Below are 18,613 nucleotides of genomic sequence, written 5' to 3' on the forward strand. Positions count from 1 at the left end.
AATTAACTTCTAAAAATAATTAAAACAAAACAATATGCTTAATATTTAAAACAAAACCAATCAATTCACTTTATTCAATACCTTTACCCAAGATTTGTTCTTTAACATACTTCATCAAACGGAAAAGGTTTTACGTAAGGTAAATGAATAGGGAATCGTGTGAAAATCACGAACTGTCGCGCAACTGTAAGTAACAAACCAAAGGTTTTTGTCCTAGAAAATCCACTGTGCAAACGGGAAGGATGACAAAAACTGTTACAAGTCAGGAGACCTGCCTATTCCGAATTGACAATGCTTTCGCGGTTTGAAGCTTTTGGGTCATACAGATGATACTTGTGAACGTATTGGGTTTGAAATTTTAATTTAAATTGAGTTTTAATTTTGATTTAATTTTAAACGCAAAGTTTTTTTGATATAGCTTCTTATTTTTAGGGAGCAAAGATTTGCGACATTGTCGATGATGAAGCTTCTGGTTTATACGCCCGCTTCATAAAATCAATTTATTGATTAGCTCTTTGCTTTCTTAGAATATAAAGCATGTTGAATTAAAACTTTGCGTCAAAAAAACATCCATCTAATTCTATTATTTAATAGAAAAACCACGGTCTCAATGTATCTACTCTATTCCTAAAATCTTTTTCTTCTGCGACATTGCGAAGCATTCTAAAAGAACTTTTAAAATAATGATTTACTAATTAAAAAGTTTAAAAGAAAATGCAAACACACGTACTTGGCTATCCGCGTATTGGTAGCAACAGAGAACTAAAAAAAGCTTGTGAAAATTATTGGTCTGACAAAATTTCACTAAACGAATTATTAGAAGTGGGTAAAACCATCTCTCACCAAAATTGGAAATTACAGCAGGAAGCAGGAATCGATCTTATTCCATGCAATGATTTTTCATATTACGATCAGGTGTTGGATATGACATTGACCGTCGGAGCCATTCCAGAGCGTTACCAGGAGATAGCTTTCAAGAAATCTGAACTCGACCTTTATTTTGCAATGGCAAGAGGTTTCCAGAAAGACGGCTTGGACATCACCGCTATGGAAATGACCAAATGGTTTGATACCAACTACCATTATATTGTCCCTGAATTTCAGAAAAATCAGGAATTCAAATTATTCTCCAATAAAATCATCCAAGAATTTATCAGTGCAAAACAGGCAGGAATCAATGCAAAACCTGTAATTATTGGGTTGTTAACTTATTTGTTGTTAGGGAAAGAAAAAGAAGAAGGCTTTGACAAATTAGATTTAGCGCAAAACTTAATTCCGGTTTATATTCAAATTCTAAAGGAACTGGAAAATCATGGTGCAGAATATATTCAGTTTGATGAACCGTTTTTAGCATTAGATTTAACTGAAAAAGCTAAAGAAACGTATCAATCTATTTACGCAGAGATCAGAAAGCAATTTCCTCATCTGAAATTCATTGTAGCCACTTATTTTGATGGATTAAAAGATAATCTTGCCTTGGCAACTTCCCTTCCCATCGATATTTTACATATTGATTTGGTTCGTTCACCAGAGCAATTGGATGAAGTGTTATCAATCATTCCAAATTCATTAAGCCTTTCTTTAGGAATTGTGGACGGAAGAAATATCTGGAAAAATGATTTCAGTCTGTCTCTTACTTTCATTAATAAAGCCGTTCAAAAAATTGGTTCTGAAAGAATTTTCATTGCTCCGTCGTGTTCATTACTTCACGCTCCTTTCGACCTTGATTCAGAGAAAAATGAAGAGATTCTATCTCCTGAAATCAAGCAATGGTTAGCATTTGCCAAACAAAAAGTCTATGAAATTGTTACGTTAAAAAAACTCGCTTCAGAAAATCCGGATTACAATGTTTTACAAGCTTTAGCTGAAAATAAAAAGGCGATTGAAAACCGTAAAACTTCAACCTTAATTCATAATCACGACGTGAAAAACCGTGTGGAGGTAACCACTGAAGATGATGCAAAACGAAATTCTCCATTTAATGTACGAAAGGAAACTCAGCAAGAAGTTCTTCAGCTTCCATTATTTCCAACGACCACAATTGGTTCGTTTCCACAAACAAAAGAAGTGAGAACCTGGAGATCAAAATTTAAGAAAGGTGAACTGAACGCTGAACAATACGATACTTTACTGAAACAGGAAACCGAAAGAACCATCCGCTGGCAGGAGGAAATCGGGATTGATGTCTTGGTTCACGGAGAATTTGAGCGAAATGATATGGTTGAATATTTCGGGGAACAATTGTCCGGATTTGCTTTTACGCAAAACGGTTGGGTTCAAAGTTACGGAAGTCGATGTGTAAAACCGCCGGTTATTTTTGGAGATGTTCACAGACCCAATCCGATGACGGTGTATTGGTCGGAATACGCTCAATCTTTAACTCAAAAATGGGTAAAAGGAATGTTGACAGGCCCTGTTACGATTCTTCAATGGTCTTTCGTTCGTGACGATCAACCTCGTTCATTAACCTGCAAACAAATTGCTTTGGCGATTCGTGATGAGGTGAATGATTTGGAAAAAGCAGGAATCAGAATTATTCAGATTGATGAACCCGCCATTCGTGAAGGGCTTCCTTTAAGAAAATCTGACTGGCAGAATTATCTGAAATGGGCCGTTGAAGCCTTTAGAATTTCGGCAAGCGGTGTGGAAGATGCGACCCAAATTCATACGCACATGTGTTATTCTGAATTCAATGACATCATCCAAAATATAGCCGATATGGATGCCGATGTCATCACCATAGAATGCTCCAGAAGCCAGATGGAACTGTTGAATGCTTTTGCAGACTTCAAATATCCAAATGAAATTGGTCCGGGAGTTTACGACATTCATTCGCCAAGAGTTCCATCCAAAGAGGAAATGGTGGAATTGCTGAAAAAAGCACAAGCCGTAATTCCTGCACAGCAACTTTGGGTGAATCCGGATTGTGGGTTGAAAACCCGTCATTGGGATGAAACGGAGAAGGCTTTGATTGCGATGGTGGAAGCTTCGAGGGAGATGAGTAAGGAGTTTGCTTTGGAGACGCTTTAAAATTATTGATATTTTTTTCAGGAGCCTTTTGGGCTCCTGTTTTTGTTTATAATTAATATAAAATAAATATTTATTTTTGTTAAAATGAATTTAAAATTACATGAATGAAATACCTATTGCATTGGATGAAAAAATACAATGGTCAATTGATTTTGCTTGGAAAATTTGCTTATCAAAAATTAATAACAATGAAATAAAGGTTAACAAAGAGGCCTCTCTACAACTTCATTATGCAAATATCTTAAATAACATCTTGCAATTAGTAAGATTCTCTCCTGATGAAAGATTTGAGATAGAACTAGAATCATCATATATTATAAATAATAGACAAGTTATTGCAGACATTATTATAGATTACAAAGATTCAAAAATCCATAAAAAACATTCCATTGAATTAAAGTTTTATAAAAAATTGGCGTACTCAGGGAAAAACAGAGGAGGAAGTGATATATTTATGTGTGAAGTTTATAAAGATTTACATTATTCTGAGTTATATCTAATAAACAATTTTGTTTCTTTCACTACATGTTTAGTTTTAACGGATTATGAACATTTTATAAATCCTAAAAATAAAGCTTCTAAGAATTGGAGCTATGACATATCTAATAACTTCTTATCAGAAGCTAAAATATATGATACAAGCATTGGTGGTAAAAAAATATTATTTGAGTTAAAAAATCAATATTTATTTTCTTGGTTTAATCATGGTAACTTGTGGGCTTGTATTTTAAGAGCGTCAAATTCTTAATGAGCAATTTTTTTTAAATTAATTAATATTCAAATGACCACCGAAGAATTCGTAAAAAACTTCCACAAAGAAAAACAGAACATTCTCAACTCAAGTTTTGATACGCAATCAGAATACAGAACTCTTGTTTCAACAAAAATTAAATCTAGATAAATTACAAACTGAGAAATTAAAAGAAATAGTTTCTCACCTATTGACAGATAGCTTTTACACTATCTTACTTGGTTTGGATGGCTCTGCAAGTATTGGAGACAATCAGGAAAGTTTTAAAATTTATGATGAAGAAGATAACTTAATCTCTGAAGGCGGAGATTTGGAAGGACTTGCCTATGAATATTTTCATGAAAATCAATAATTTTGAAAATTATATTAAATTAAAATGAAGAGAACTATTTTGCTAATTGTTTTAGCATTGAGCCAAAGTATTTATAGTCAAAACAAACTTTTAAAATCCGATAAATTAACAACTACAGATTCTGTTAAAATAATAGGAATGTATCCCAAATGGGATAAAAATAAAACCTACGAAAAATATAATTTTATAATTACAGATAAAAAAGTTATTGATTCTTTAATAGAATCAGTTGAGTATGGAGATAATACAGAAAATGAGTGGGAAAGAAATCATTTTACTATCATTTTAACAAAAGCAAACAAGGAACTTTATAGAGTTTCTATTAGTCCAGCACTAAATAATGCACACATTAATGGTAAAAGCTACAAATTTAATATTTCCGTCTTAGAAAAACTTTCAAAAAAATATCCTTTAACTTATAAATGGTATGAAAAGGAATTTAAAACTGAACAAGAATTTAATAAGTTTAATACAGAAATATTAAAACAAGAAAAAACTTTATATGTAAGTAAACCAACTTTTATTTATGAAGGTTCTTTTGAATTACAATTCCCTAAAAATGAAATATTCTCCTCTCCTAAAGCTATTAATGATTATTTAAAACCCAAAATTGAAAAAATTGTTAATGGTAAAGAACATAGCATTTCATATATAGCAAACGAATTTAATTTAAAAAATAGAGATCAATACACTATGACAATTAATGGTCCGTACAATCTTTTTAAAGAATTAAAAGATAAAAATAGTAAAAAGGGAGAATGGGCTCCTGCAAAATTCATTGCAGTTATCTACGAAAAAGAATAATAAATTAATACTGAATAAGTTATGGCTTTTTCAATTAAAAAGCTTAATTTTGCACCCCGAAATAAGGATCATACGTATTAAATCTCCAATAAAAGTATTGTACAACATACAGGAAGGGCGATTTCATAGATGACCTTAAATCAATAAATATCTACATATGAAAAGAGTTGGTGAGCACAGAAAGCTTCTTGGGGTTGATAAAACCGTTACATTGAAAGAATTAAAAACAATTTACAGGAATACGATGAAAGATACGCATCCTGATAAATTCATCAATGACGAAGCTGGCAAACTGGAAGCTGAAGAAAAAAGCAAAACAATCATTGAAGCCTACCACTTTTTGGTGAGCATCAACCCAGAAACGCAGGAAAAATATAAAGAAGAATATACGGAAACAATCACAAAATCTAATATTCAGGATTTCTATCTTGAAAAAGCGGTCTTGAAAGTTCAGCATTTAAACGGAAAAATGTATGAATACATCGGCGTTCCAAGAAATACATATATCAAAATGGTTAACGCAGATTCGCCAAGCCGTTTTGCAAGAAGACATATTTATGGAAGCTTCATCTACAGAAAGTCTGGTGAGGTGATGGTAGATTAATTCTCCATAGACAATATAAGCGAAGGCTTCTGGTTCATTCCGGAAGCCTTTTTTATTTCAATTTCAGGAAAAATACAAGACGGGTTGATTTCTTTTATCTCTCGCTGATTTGGCGGATTACGCAGATTTAATACTTTCTGAATTTTGATTGATTTAGGAAGTTATGAATGTTTGATTAGTTAGCAAATCGCAAAGGCGCAAATTATAATGAATTCACTGTTTTTAAGGCGCAAGGATTTTATCTGTGATAAAATTGAGGATGTTATCAATAAACGTGTGATTTGTCATTTCCTAAGAATCTAAACAAGGATTTAAAATACTTAGTTTCTTTTTATCTCTCGCGGATTAGGCTGATTACGCAGATTTAATACATGCTGGATTTTGATTGACCTAGGAAGTTATGAATGCTTGCTTAGTTGGTAAATCGCAAGGACGCAAATTATAATTAATTCACTGTTTTTAAGGCGCAAGGATTTTATCTGTGATAAAATTCATGATGTTATTAATAAGCGTGTGATTTGTCATTCTGAAAGAATCTCAACAAGGATTTACAAAATAATTAGTTTCTTTTTATCCCTCGCGGATTTGGTGGATTGCGCAGATTTAATACATACTGGATTTTGATTGACTTGGGAAACTATGGATGTTTGATTAGTTGGTAAATCGCAAAGACGCAAATTATAATTAATTCACTGTTTTTAAGGCGCAAGGATTTTATCTGCGATAAAATTGATGACGTTATTAATAAGCGTGTGATTTGTCATTCTGAAAGAATCTCAACAAGGATTTAAAATACTTAGTTTCTTTTGTCTCTCGCAGATTTGGCGGATTGCGCAGATTTAATACATACTGGATTTTGATTGACTTAGCAAATTCACACTCACTTTGTCATCCCGTAGGGATCTCAACACGAATCTTTCCAAATTAATCTCTAATAATTTTGCTTAGATCCTTACTGGATGAAAGAATCTCAACAAAGACTTACAAAATAATTACAGATCCAATTTATTAAGAATTACTGCTTGAGATTGCTTCTTCGTTTCACTCATCGCAATGACAAAAAAAAGCGCACCATTTCTGATGCGCTTTTTCGGTTAATTAAGGTTGTTATATTAATCTACGTGTTTCGGGGTGTAACCGTCTTCACTTAGTTCTTTATGTACATAATCCGCTTTAATTTCAGCTTCATAGTCTATTACTTCTCCTTTTTTCATACGTCTTAGGATAGAATCAAAGATTGAATATACTACCGGTACAATAATCAAAGTAAGGAATAATGATGAAGTTAAACCTCCAATGATTACCCAAGCCAATCCTTTGTTCATCTCCGCTCCTGCTCCACTTGCCAAAGCAATTGGTAACATCCCGAAGATCATCGCAATCGTTGTCATTAAGATCGGACGAAGACGTGCGTGGTTAGCCTGAACTAAGGCATCATGTGTATTTGCTCCCGCTGCTTTTCTCGCATTGGTAAAGTCGACAATCAAGATCGCGTTCTTCGCCACCAAACCAATCAACATGATCATCCCCAACATTGTAAAGATATTCAATGAATTGGCGGTTAAGGCAAGAATTACCATTACCCCAATCATCGCTAACGGAATAGAGAACAATACCACAAATGGATATACAAAACTGTCATACAGTGAAACCATTACCAGGTATACCAATACGATCGCTGCCAATAAAGCAATACCTAACGTACCGAAGCCTTCTTCCTGATTTTCCATATCACCACCCCACATATAGTTTACACCGGCCGGTTTTTTATCACTATCCATGAATTGTTTAGACCATTCGTTAGCAACGTCTCCTACAGGACGACCCACTACTTTTGACAATACTTTTACCGATGGAGATTTATCTCTACGTTGAAGTAAACTCGGTCCTGAACTCATATCTACAGCGGCAAACTGGCTCAAACGAACTTGCTCACCTGCAGGGTTTGTAAAGATTAAGTTTTTAACATCTTCAATTGATTTTCTGTTGTTGTCAGCCAAACGGATGTTGATGTCATATTCATATTCTCCTGCTCTGTATTTTCCGTCTGTATTTCCGTTAAATGCAGTCTGCATTGTTTGTCCTACACTTGAAAGATTTAAGCCTAAAGACGCCATCTTATCACGGTCAATATTTACTCTTACTTCAGGACTTCCTGTGTCTGTTGATAATTCAGCATCTACAGATCCCGGAACTTTTTTCAATAATTCTAAGATTCTTGTTGCTTCCTTCGTTGCTGTTTCGTTATCTGCAGCGGTTACTACCATTTCAATAGGTGCATTATCTGCTCCCATTAATCCGATTGGTGCTGTTTTAAACTCAACGCCTGTGAATTTTTCTTCAAGATCACGCTTCATTTTTGCCGCGATGATGTCTGTACTTTCAGCACGCATAGACTTATCTGTTAAGATTACCTGAATCTCTGACTGATAAATGGTAGCCTGCGCTCCACCAAATCCAGAAGACTGCTGACCCACTGTTGTGATCATGTCTACTACATCTTTATTATCTCTTAAATATTTTTCAACATTTAAAGTAACCTGGTTTGTTTTTTCAATCGTTGCATCTTTAGACAATTCCATTTGAACCAAGAACTGACCACGGTCCATTTTCGGGAAGAATTCTCCACCAATGAATCCGAAAGCAACTAACATGAATGAAGAGATCAAAATAATAAACGTTACAATTACCGTCATGATTCTTCTTAATGTTGATTTCAAACACCATTCAAGGATTCCTGTGATCCAGTGGGTAAATTTATCAATCATTCTTTCGAACCAAAGGATAAATTTCTGGAACCAGTTTTTACCTGTTAAGTGCTCTAGTTTACCAAATCTTGATGACAACCAAGGGATAATCGTAAATGAAGCCAACAATGAGAATAATGTTGCAATAACTACCGTGACGCAGAACTGTGCCAAGATATTAGCTACCAATCCTGAACTCATTGCAATCGGTAAGAATACCACCACAATTACCAGGGTAATCGCCGAAACAGTAAACCCGATCTCAGAAGCACCATCATACGCTGCTCTGATCTTGCTTTTACCCATTTCCATGTGACGGTAAATGTTTTCCAATACCACAATCGCATCATCCACAAGAATACCTACAACCAATGAAAGTCCTAGTAAACTCATTAAGTTCAACGTGTATCCCATTAAGTACATTCCGATAAACGTTGCAATCAACGAGATTGGAATTGAAACCATTACAATAAATGCATTTCTGATACTGTGAAGGAATAATAGCATTACAATCGCTACCAAGATTACTGCTAAGAACAAGTCAAAGATTACGTGGTTGGCAGCTTCCAACGTAAAGTCGGTACTGTCATCTACTGTTTTAATCTTAATTCCCTGTACTTTATAATCTGTCTGTACTCTTTCAATTGTTTTCTGAATACTTTCAGAAACGGCAACCGCATTGGCATCAGACTGTTTTTTAACCTGCAATAAAATCGTAGGGTTCTGATTATATCGAGCTACTTTTTCAGTATCTTTCTGTGTATCAAAAACTGCTGCAACATCTGATAAACGAACTTGTGCTCCGTTTTTTGAAGAAATAACAAGATTGCTCATTTCTTCAATAGACTTATACTTTCCTGATAATCTAATGGTAGATTTTTCAGTTCTTGTTTTCAAAGCTCCCGTTGGGAAGTCTAAGTTTGATGAAAGAACTGCCTGCTGAACTTCACTAATAGAAAGCCCGTAACCCTGCAATTTTTTCTCATCAATATTCACCTGAATCTCTCTTTCCTGCCCACCAACAAGGTCAACTTGCGCTACCCCATTTACACGAGAGAAAATAGGCTCTATTTTTTTATCTAATAGATCGTAAAGTTCTTTACTGTTCAGTTTATCACTTGAAATACTCAACGTCATGATCGGTAAATCATCCAAAGAGAATTTATTCAGTGAAGGTGCTTTTACATCCGTCGGAAGTTCCGAAAGAATGGCATTTACTTTACGCTGAGCATCATTCAAAGCATAGTTTACATCAGCTCCATCGTTCAACTGAACCATGATTACCGATAAACTTTCATAAGATGAAGATTCTACTTTCTTTACGTTTTCCAACGATCCTACCGCATCCTCAATCTTTCGGGTAACGGAAGTTTCTACCTCCGCAGGTGAAGCTCCAGGATATATGGTGGAAATCGTAACCATATTGGTTTCAAATTTCGGAATCAATTCGTATCCCATCATGGAATAACTCAAGATCCCTCCTAACGTTAGCAATGTAAATAATACAATGACTAGCGTAGGTCTTTTAATCGATATTTCTGCTAACTTCATAGATGTACTACTTTACAATATTGATTTTTGAACCATTATCAAGGTTAATCTGTCCGCTGGTAATTACTTGCTGGCCATCATTTAGACCACTTAAAATTTGTACTTTATCTCCGTAAATTTTACCGATCGTTACTTTAACCAGTTTAGCGGTTCCGTTTTCAACAATAAATAATTGTCCTGAACTTACTCCATTTACAAAAGCTTCAGCAGGAACGGTCAACATATTCTGTGTTTCAGCACCATGATTGGTTTTGAATAAAGCTGTTGCATACATACCTGCCTTTAAGTTTCCTCTGTTCTGCACTTCAATTTCAACCGGGAAATTTAAAGAAGCATCACTTTTAGGAGCAATGAAGGTAATTCTTCCGCTGAAAGAATCTTCAGGCAATACATTTACATTAATGGGAACTTCCTGACCTAACTGGATTCTTCCAATCTGGCTTTCGTCCACCAATACAGATAATTTTAAACTGTTGATATTAACAATCTCAAACATAGAAGTACCTATAGAAACCACGGTTCCAGGTTCAACCATTTTCTTGTTAATTGTTCCACTAATCCCCGCACGGATGCTTGCATCATTTACTCTTACTCCTTGTGCTTTAACAGCTGCCTGAGCATTTTTCAACTGCAATCTTGAGTTGTCAACCTGTTGTTTAGTAACCCCTCCTGTTTTAAATGCATTTTCGTAACGTTGGTTATCAATAACAGCATTCTGTAAGTTGTTTTGAGCCTGTGCTACATCCACTTCAATGGCATCTTTTTTAATCGTTGCCAAGACTTGACCTGCAGAAACTCTTGATCCTTCCTTAACCATAACGTTCACAATACGTCCAGCAATTTCAGAAGACTGATTCATTTCCTGTTTTGGAAGAAAAGTACCGTTTGCAGAATAATCTGTATTGATGTTTTCTCTTTTTACGGTTACTACATTTACGTTAATTTTATCAACCTGCTTTGCAACTTCAGCAACTTCTGTCTTTTGCTTTTCTTTATTACCGGCAATCTTGTATGCGGCTAAACCTACAAGTACGGCTGCTACGATGATATATATTAAAGTTTTTTTCATTTCTAGTTTATTATGGGTTTTGTAATGTGTTTAATTCTCCTTTAGCTTTAATTAACTTGATCTCAGCTTGCTTATAATCTAACAATGCATTAGAATAATTTTGTTTTGCCTGTGTTAAAGCATTTTCAGAATCCAGCACTTCGGTAAGGGTTGCTAAACCATATTGATAATTAGACTGTGTATTATTCTGAACTCTTTCTGCAAGATCCACATTGTCTTTCGTGCTTTGGATATTGATGATAGAATTTTCCATATTCGTAATGGCATTCTTATAATCTAAGCTTAAAGTTAACTGCGTATTTTGGATATCCATATCTAGATCCTGAATATCAATTTCTGCCTGCTGGATTTTAGCTTTGGTAGCACCACCCGTGAAAATAGGTACATTGATATTCAAACCGATCGCTGAATAATCACTCCAAAGAACCCCATTTTTCAACCCATTGGTAAGAGGGAAATTCTTTCCTGTCCCAGCCCAACCATAATTGGCCTGAAGACTTACAGTAGGATAAAGATAAGCCTCAGTAGCTTTTTTATTGAATTGAAGAAGTTCTCTGTTTTTGGTCTTTACTTTGATTTCCAAACGATCATCCAGATTCACATTACTCGCAATAAGCTCTGGTCTTGGCTCAATGCTTTTTTCTTCCAATTCAATATCAGTTCCGATTGGAACTCCCATATAAAACTTCAATGCATTTTTTGAAAGCTCCACTGAATTGATTAATGTTTGCTTGTTTGAACCAATATTCGTTAACTGAACATTCGTACGGTCTAAGTCGATTGCTTTCGCCAAACCATTATCTACTAAGCTTTTAATAACATTTCGTACCCTTTGAGTATTCGCATAACTTGCTTCTATGGTTTTAAGGTTTTCAACTTGTACAAAAACCTGATAGTAAGCCGTTGCTACATTTTCAATGATCTGTTCATTTGTCAACTGAGCATTCAAAACATAAAATTCTCTTGTAGATTTCGCAGCTTTAAGACCAATAAAAACTCTTTGATCAAAGATAGCCTGCTGAACATTTACCACTGCACTAGAGCTCCAAGGCTGTCCCAACTGGGCAGTTATTCTTTCTCCTCCAAATTCAAGCAAAGACTGCTGAATCACCGGATTATAGGTTAAACCCGCAGTAGCACTTATCTGTGGCAATGCACTGGCTTTGGCTTCATCAATTTTATATTCAGCTTTTTTAATCTGTAAAGCAGCTCTTTTGGCTTCTGCTTTATTTTGAAGTGCCTCTTTAATAGCTTCCTGTAAAGAAACCTGCTTCTGAGCAGACACCGATGAAAAGCCGAAAATCATAAATGCAGCAGCTATCCCAATTTTTAGCTTATTTGCAGTTATACGTTTTCTTTTCATAATATTATTACTTCGTTTATTTTTTTTAATCTAATGTTCTTCGTGAGCGTTTTTATTTCTAAAGGACGATTCATTTTTAAAAATACTTTAAGCTTGTTTAATTTTTAAACAACATATTTAAAATGATCTCCTTTCTTGCTGCAATAATCTTATCAAATTTTTCATCACTTATCATAAGATTTTCCATCAATAACGGTCTGATTGCACTTGGAAACACCAATAATGAGATCATATTTAAAACAAATTGGATCGGTTCCATTTTTTCAATATTTCCCAATGCCATTTCCTTCTTTAAATCTTTGTACAATTTTTTCAGTTCATCTTCCTCAATATCTTTTTTATGACAGTTTCCCTTATTGATCTGCGAAACGATATAGGTTTCCAGATAAGGATATTGAAGGCTTGTAGACAAGCTATGCTCAATAAACTGGCTCATTTTTTCTTTGAATGGTAAATCTAAATTCTGAATGATCTTAGATTTTTCCTGCTCTACCTTCTGAGCTTCATCAAAAATAATCTGAATCAAATTATCCCTCGATCGGAAATAATAGTTGATCAGCGTTCTGTTGACTCCTGCTTCATCTGCAATTTCTTGCGTTGTAGCGTCAAACTTTCCCTTCACAAAGAATAGATGCTTTGCGGTGTCCTTGATTAATTCCTGAGTTTGATCTTTTTTCGCCTGTTTTGACATTATTGTTAAACAATTTTGTGCAAATATAAATCAATCATCTGTTTTGACAAAATTGTTAAACAAAATTATTAATGGAAATATTATGATTTGCATCAGGTTTTATAGCATACAGTTAGAGATTTATTATTTAAAACTCTTTTAGATAAAGGGTTTTTATATATTTGCCGAAAATTAATAACCCATGCGAAAAATTCTATTTTTTTTCACACTCTTTGGCTATGCTTTCCTGTTTTCACAAAGTCTGCAATGGCACTTTGAAACAAGAACCACCACAAATACAACCAAACATTTTGTACATTTCAGCGCAACAGATTCTCAAGGAAATATCTTTGTAGGTGGCAATTATGGAACCCCGTTTTCAATAGGTGTTAGTAATATTTCATTTGGTTCTGTCTCTCTTAACACCAATAGTACAGAAATGGGAAGAGCCGTTGTTGCTAAACTTGATAAAAACAAAAATGTATTATGGGTTAAGGAAATTAAATCAGATTATGTTTCATATGTTACCTCTTTGGCAGTTGATAAAATGGATAATCTTATTATTTCCGGGTATGCTGATGGAAATAATTTAAAGCTAAACCCAAATACCAATGATATTTTTGCTCAAAATAATTTTGAAGGAATTGGGTTTATTACCAAATGGGATAACAATGGTATTTTTATATTTGGAAATGTTTACCGATATGCTTCTAGCTTCACGAGTACAGTAGATGAAAATAATGATATTGTAACTTTAGGCAGATACGCAAACTACAATGGATCTTTCACAGATTTTGATCCCGATCCAAATATTGTTCATCCTTTACCAGCTCCTAATGGCTCATTCCTAATGAAAAATGCATCAAATGGAGCATTGTCTTGGGCGATTCCGATTCATACTGCAGAACTCAACTGTGTAAAGATTAATAAAAACAATGAGATAGTTGTTTTAGGAAATTACAATGGAACATTGACCATCAATTCTTCCCAATATTTTCCTGCGAATATTCCTCAGGCAACGAATAGATTCTTCTTGGCAAAATTTAGTTCTACAGGAAGTACTCAATGGCTTCAGCACTTAGCCTATGGCCCTTCAATGAACGCTGTATCAAACTCAAAAATTGCAATTGATATTAATAATAATATTTATACTGCCAACACTTTTTATGAACCACAAACTTTTAACTTCACGAATGCATCGGTAAATCTGCCTGCAGGAGGAAGAAATGTAATTTATAAAGTGAATAATAACGGACAGCACGTTTGGAATTCTGTGATTAAGGCTGATGACGGTTATGATTTTCTTACAATTGGTTTAAATACGGATAATACAATCAATTTTTTTGTAAAATATTCAGATGAAATTTTTAAAGTTATTAACGGGCATGATGGTAGCGAGGAAACGGTAAAAAGATTAGACCTGCTTCAAAATTATATTGGCTACGGCTCGCACTCATCGAGGGCTTATTATTTGAAATTTAGAAATGACGGGAAATTAATATTTAATAAAAGTGATTTTTCCACTTATTCTTTAAGTCAAAATATTGATTACGAAGGAAATATTATTAATGCCGGGAATTTTGATAGTTTTCAGGATTTTAATCCTGATCCTGATGTAAAGGAAATTGTAGCATATCAAGGTTATCAGAATTCTTTTGTCCAAAAATTTGGAAAATGTTACAATGGAACTCCCGACGGAGATAAAACACAGACTTTTTGTTCATTAACAAATCCTACGATTCAAGATCTTTATCCCAAAACTTCATATACAACTTGGTATGACTCATTGATTTCTACAACTTCTTTAGCTAGTAATACTCCATTACAAAATAACGCAACTTATTATGCCTCTGTACAAGATGAATCTTGCCCTTTTAATCCAAAAAGATTAGCGGTTAATGTGGTCATTAAAACTTCTCCGTCTCCGTTAGTTGTAAATGATTTTTATTTCTGTACGAATGTAAATGCGATGACACTTAATCAACTAAATATTAATAATAATCAAAATATTCATTTTTATGATATTAACGGAAATCTATTAAGTAATTATGCCTATATCGTTCCGGGAGCAACTTATTTTATAGCTCAATATAATAATGGATGTGAAAGTGAAAAGGTACCTTTCAAAGTATTTTCAATACAGGGAACAACACCGACAGCAAATGCAACTCAAACATTCTGCGCTACTCATCAACCCAAAATATCAGATATCCAAATCACAGGACAAAACATCAAATGGTATGATGCAGCTAACACGAGTTTACCGGTAACAACACCATTGGTAAATGGACAAACATATTATGCTTCACAAACAATAAACGGTTGTGAAAGTGGTAAAATTGCTATTCAGAGTACGGTAAACAATACGCCAAGACCAATAGCAAATGCTACTCAAGACTTTTGTGCTTCTGCAAATCCTACCCTATCCAATTTAGTGATAACAGGAGGTTCCCTGACGTTTTATAATGCTACGGGAACTACTTTGCCTAATACGACCCCACTTGTTCATGGGCAAACTTATTTTGTGACCCAAACTTTAAATGCTTGTGAATCTGAAAAATTAGCTATTGCTGTTACCCTTTCCACCAATAATGTTCCTGCTATAGACTTTTCAGATACATTATGTAACACAACCATCGCCAATACAATGATTGTGAATCTTCATTCTTACGAGGATGATATCATTAATACACCTAGTAACTATGTTTTCACTTACACAGATAATACAGGAAATATCATCGCGAACCCATCAAACTATACTTTAAATATAGGAACTACTATCATTTACGTGAAGGTGGCGACACCCGATGGCTGCTTTAAAACTGTAAGATTAAATATAACTTTAAATCCTAAACCCAAAATCAGCCTCCCTGAAAATATAGAGTTCTGTAAGGGTAAAACAATAACATTAGATGCAGGAAGTGGTTTTACTTCTTATCTATGGAATACGGGTGCAACTACCCAAACGATTATTGTTTCTACTCCCGGAACATATTCTGTAAAAGTAACCAACAACTTTGGGTGTGAAAATACGGATAATGTTCAGATCAGTTATTCCGTTCTTGCGGAAATTGTCTCTGTGAATATTAGCAATAACACCGCTACCGTAATTTTATCTGCAACGGGAAATTATGAGTATTCTCTAGATAATTTTACTTGGCAGAATTCTCATGTATTTAATAATTTAAATATGGGAGAATATACGGTATATGTGAGAACTAAAGCGGGATGTATAATTGGTGAAAAGAATTTTTCTATTTTCAATATTCCCAATGCAATGAGTCCAAACGGAGACGGAAAAAATGATAAATGGAAAATAGCAGGCCTTGAAAACTATCCTAAAACAGAAGTAAATGTTTATGATAGAAGAGGATTTTTGGTATTTAATGAAATAACAATCAAAAAAGCCTTTGAATGGGATGGAAAACTGAACGGAACTCCACTAGCTACAGGAAACTATTGGTACACCATAAAAGTTTCTGACGGAAGAATTTATACCGGTTGGTTACTCATTAAAAACAGAGAATAAACAGAGAATAAACATACACGAAATTCTAATCATTAAAAATAATACTTTTATAAAAAATTAAAATGCGATCAATATTACTTATTCTAATTGTAAGTTTTTTAAACTGCTACTCCCAAGTTGATACTAACTATCTAATTAACGATTGGTATTTATATAATATGGAAATGAAAGATGGTAGCAAACCATTTCTTCTAAAAAATATACCTGATAAAAATTATAATATTATCATTGAAAAAAACAGCTACTCATTAGTAAATGATTATACTTTATTTGATACACAAAGAAGTCTAAAATTTAATACTCATTATACCCTTGTAAAAAACATACTTGTAACATCTTCTGAATCTTCCCTTACTATAGAAAAATTAGATAAAGACAGTTTAATATTATCTCAAAACATTAAAGGATTTGAAGCCAAAGATTTGCATAAATATTTTTACGTAAGAAAAGATATCCTTCTTCAAAATTTAGAAAATAATAAAAAGGATACCTTAGTAGCAACTTCAGTGTCAGGACCGAGACCTAAATTCTCCATAACCAAAAGACATCTTAAAGATCTTACTAGACAAAAGCCTCTTCCCCTAACAGAAAGAAGTATGAATTATAGATTCAACGGAAATATATACATTAATCTACAATCAAATTCTATTAGTATTGAATTAAAAGATTACGAAAAATCTTTTATAAATAATATTGAAAAAAAATATAAAGAACTTACAAAGCTTAGCAATTGGAATTTATCATCCGTAAAACGATTTAAAATAATTAAGATACCATTTGCATTTGAAAGTTATTATGAATTAAGTGATGAAGTTGAAAGCTATGGAGAAGTCTATCATTTTTATTCAACTGACTTTAATTCTTTTCTTGATAATAGTCCCAGTCGTGAGCAACTTGCAAATTCTAATTCTTTTTTTAAAAAGGGTGTGGAAGAATATCAAAAAAATAATCTTGAACTTGCAGTTGATTTATTTGAAAAAGCATATAAAGTAAATCCTCATAATCTAGATGCTTATTATAACTCTGCATCTATTAGTTTTGCAATAGGTAAAACTGAAAAAGCCTGTAAAATACTTGAATATTTAAAACTTGAGGGGCAAAAAACAGCTGAAAATGATTATAATTCAAAATGTCAAAAATAAAACAAAACGGAGCAGAAAATTCTGCTCCGTTTTGTTTTATACTAATTTGATCTTATCATCTAAGATCTCAACAATCTTATCTTTATACAGTCCGCCAAGGGCCTTTTTAAAGTTCTTTTTACTCATTTGGAGTTCATCTTGAATCTCTTCCGGAGTAGATTTATCAGAAAGATAAAGTAACCCGTAATTGTCATTTAATTTATCCAAGATCTTTTGTTTAAACTCATCGATATTCTCAAAACCTTCAGGCTGTAAAGAAACATCAATTTTTCCATCTTCACGGATTGCTTTGATATAACCCGTTTCTTCAGATAAAGGATATAGTTTTTTGAAAACATCAGAAGTATAAATAAGTCCGATGTATTTTTTGTTGATTACCACATTCCATCCCAATTCACTTTCGTTCATTAAGATCAAATCCACTTTATCTCCTTTTTGGAAAGGCAGATCTTCATATTGAGGATTTCTTTTGAACGTTGTAGTTCCTGTGATCAAATCTAATCTTTCATCAACATACAAATAAACCAAATATCTTTTTCCTTCGATAATCTTAGACTTCTGTTGTTTATAAGGGATGAAAAGATCTTTAATGATTCCCCAATCCATAAACGCACCACTTGGTAGGCTTTGTACACAGCCCATTACTGCAAACTCTCCTACTTCTGCCAATGGAGTTTCAGTAGTCGCTTTTAATTTATTATCATCCTGATATACGAAAACTTCAATTTCTTCATCGATTTCTTTTTCTTCATGAACAAAAATTTTAGGTAAAAAAGCTTTTTCACCAGATTCGTCCGTTAATATTAATCCAGAACTTGTTTTTTCTGAAATTTTTAAAGTTTGAGTTTTCCCTAATTGCATTAATGATAAAATTAAGCGACAAAGGTACGGAAAATAATTGCTAGTTTTTGGATGACTGTGTTTGAGAGTTTGAGCTTTAAAAAGCGACCATTATAATTAAAACAGTCTTATTCTTTTAATTATAACTTAATTTAGTCTGC

At 33.6% G+C, this 18,613-nt stretch carries 12 protein-coding genes and 1 riboswitch; of the genes, 7 read left to right on the top strand and 5 right to left on the bottom strand.

Going from position 1 to position 18,613, the window contains the following annotated elements:
• The first annotated feature begins 108 nt into the window (after positions 1–108).
• Positions 109–294, top strand: a riboswitch (cobalamin riboswitch).
• Positions 295–714: 420 nt separating this feature from the next.
• The 5 genes from metE to AMQ68_RS03630 all read left to right on the top strand — a co-directional run bounded on the left by metE (position 715) and on the right by AMQ68_RS03630 (position 5,541).
• Complete coding sequence (gene metE / locus AMQ68_RS03610) at positions 715–3,030, top strand: 5-methyltetrahydropteroyltriglutamate--homocysteine S-methyltransferase (protein WP_054509242.1); 2,316 nt, start codon at positions 715–717, stop codon at positions 3,028–3,030.
• Positions 3,031–3,130: 100 nt separating this feature from the next.
• Positions 3,131–3,778: a hypothetical protein gene (locus AMQ68_RS03615; protein ID WP_054509243.1), complete on the top strand. Its 648-nt coding sequence runs from the start codon at positions 3,131–3,133 to the stop codon at positions 3,776–3,778.
• A gap of 97 nt (positions 3,779–3,875) precedes the next feature.
• Positions 3,876–4,133, top strand: coding sequence for a hypothetical protein (locus tag AMQ68_RS03620; RefSeq protein ID WP_369678599.1), 258 nt, complete (start codon positions 3,876–3,878; stop codon positions 4,131–4,133).
• 24 nt (positions 4,134–4,157) lie between these two features.
• Positions 4,158–4,937 (top strand): hypothetical protein, encoded by a 780-nt coding sequence (locus AMQ68_RS03625; RefSeq protein ID WP_054509244.1) that lies wholly within the window; start codon positions 4,158–4,160, stop codon positions 4,935–4,937.
• Between the two features lie 157 nt (positions 4,938–5,094).
• On the top strand, positions 5,095–5,541 hold the full coding sequence (locus AMQ68_RS03630) for a KTSC domain-containing protein (RefSeq protein ID WP_054509245.1): 447 nt from the start codon (positions 5,095–5,097) through the stop codon (positions 5,539–5,541).
• A gap of 1,112 nt (positions 5,542–6,653) precedes the next feature.
• Here AMQ68_RS03630 and AMQ68_RS03635 read toward each other — a convergent pair.
• From AMQ68_RS03635 to AMQ68_RS03650, 4 genes are all read right to left on the bottom strand, one after another.
• Positions 6,654–9,839 carry an efflux RND transporter permease subunit gene (locus AMQ68_RS03635; protein ID WP_054509246.1) on the bottom strand — a complete coding sequence of 1,062 codons (3,186 nt, stop codon included), beginning with the start codon at positions 9,837–9,839 and terminating at the stop codon, positions 6,654–6,656.
• A 7-nt stretch (positions 9,840–9,846) separates the two neighbouring features.
• Positions 9,847–10,908 (bottom strand): efflux RND transporter periplasmic adaptor subunit, encoded by a 1,062-nt coding sequence (locus tag AMQ68_RS03640; protein ID WP_054509247.1) that lies wholly within the window; start codon positions 10,906–10,908, stop codon positions 9,847–9,849.
• A 10-nt stretch (positions 10,909–10,918) separates the two neighbouring features.
• Positions 10,919–12,271: a TolC family protein gene (locus tag AMQ68_RS03645; RefSeq protein ID WP_054509248.1), complete on the bottom strand. Its 1,353-nt coding sequence runs from the start codon at positions 12,269–12,271 to the stop codon at positions 10,919–10,921.
• A 97-nt stretch (positions 12,272–12,368) separates the two neighbouring features.
• Positions 12,369–12,962, bottom strand: coding sequence for a TetR/AcrR family transcriptional regulator (locus AMQ68_RS03650; protein WP_054509249.1), 594 nt, complete (start codon positions 12,960–12,962; stop codon positions 12,369–12,371).
• Between the two features lie 181 nt (positions 12,963–13,143).
• Here AMQ68_RS03650 and AMQ68_RS03655 point away from each other — a divergent pair, with 181 nt between their 5' ends.
• Both AMQ68_RS03655 and AMQ68_RS03660 read left to right on the top strand, forming a co-directional pair.
• Entirely contained in the window at positions 13,144–16,470 is a 3,327-nt protein-coding gene (locus AMQ68_RS03655; protein WP_054509250.1) for a T9SS type B sorting domain-containing protein, read from the top strand.
• Between the two features lie 158 nt (positions 16,471–16,628).
• Positions 16,629–17,612 carry a lipopolysaccharide assembly protein LapB gene (locus AMQ68_RS03660; RefSeq protein WP_054509251.1) on the top strand — a complete coding sequence of 328 codons (984 nt, stop codon included), beginning with the start codon at positions 16,629–16,631 and terminating at the stop codon, positions 17,610–17,612.
• A gap of 36 nt (positions 17,613–17,648) precedes the next feature.
• On the opposite strand, the gene AMQ68_RS03665 is transcribed toward AMQ68_RS03660, so the two are convergent.
• Positions 17,649–18,473, bottom strand: coding sequence for a S1 RNA-binding domain-containing protein (locus AMQ68_RS03665; protein ID WP_054509252.1), 825 nt, complete (start codon positions 18,471–18,473; stop codon positions 17,649–17,651).
• Positions 18,474–18,613: the final 140 nt, after the last annotated feature.

Origin of the sequence: Chryseobacterium sp. ERMR1:04, from assembly GCF_001297705.1 — a bacterium.
Taxonomy (GTDB): Bacteria; Bacteroidota; Bacteroidia; order Flavobacteriales; family Weeksellaceae; genus Chryseobacterium.

What these genes read in the sequence shown, in the direction of transcription:
- metE (WP_054509242.1), top strand. Translation starts at nt 715, where the DNA reads ATGCAAACACACGTACTTGGCTATCCGCGTATTGGTAGCAACAGAGAA.
- AMQ68_RS03615 (WP_054509243.1), top strand. Translation starts at nt 3,131, where the DNA reads ATGAATGAAATACCTATTGCATTGGATGAAAAAATACAATGGTCAATT.
- AMQ68_RS03625 (WP_054509244.1), top strand. Translation starts at nt 4,158, where the DNA reads ATGAAGAGAACTATTTTGCTAATTGTTTTAGCATTGAGCCAAAGTATT.
- AMQ68_RS03630 (WP_054509245.1), top strand. Translation starts at nt 5,095, where the DNA reads ATGAAAAGAGTTGGTGAGCACAGAAAGCTTCTTGGGGTTGATAAAACC.
- AMQ68_RS03635 (WP_054509246.1), bottom strand. Translation starts at nt 9,839, where the DNA reads ATGAAGTTAGCAGAAATATCGATTAAAAGACCTACGCTAGTCATTGTA.
- AMQ68_RS03640 (WP_054509247.1), bottom strand. Translation starts at nt 10,908, where the DNA reads ATGAAAAAAACTTTAATATATATCATCGTAGCAGCCGTACTTGTAGGT.
- AMQ68_RS03645 (WP_054509248.1), bottom strand. Translation starts at nt 12,271, where the DNA reads ATGAAAAGAAAACGTATAACTGCAAATAAGCTAAAAATTGGGATAGCT.
- AMQ68_RS03650 (WP_054509249.1), bottom strand. Translation starts at nt 12,962, where the DNA reads ATGTCAAAACAGGCGAAAAAAGATCAAACTCAGGAATTAATCAAGGAC.
- AMQ68_RS03655 (WP_054509250.1), top strand. Translation starts at nt 13,144, where the DNA reads ATGCGAAAAATTCTATTTTTTTTCACACTCTTTGGCTATGCTTTCCTG.
- AMQ68_RS03660 (WP_054509251.1), top strand. Translation starts at nt 16,629, where the DNA reads ATGGAAATGAAAGATGGTAGCAAACCATTTCTTCTAAAAAATATACCT.
- AMQ68_RS03665 (WP_054509252.1), bottom strand. Translation starts at nt 18,473, where the DNA reads ATGCAATTAGGGAAAACTCAAACTTTAAAAATTTCAGAAAAAACAAGT.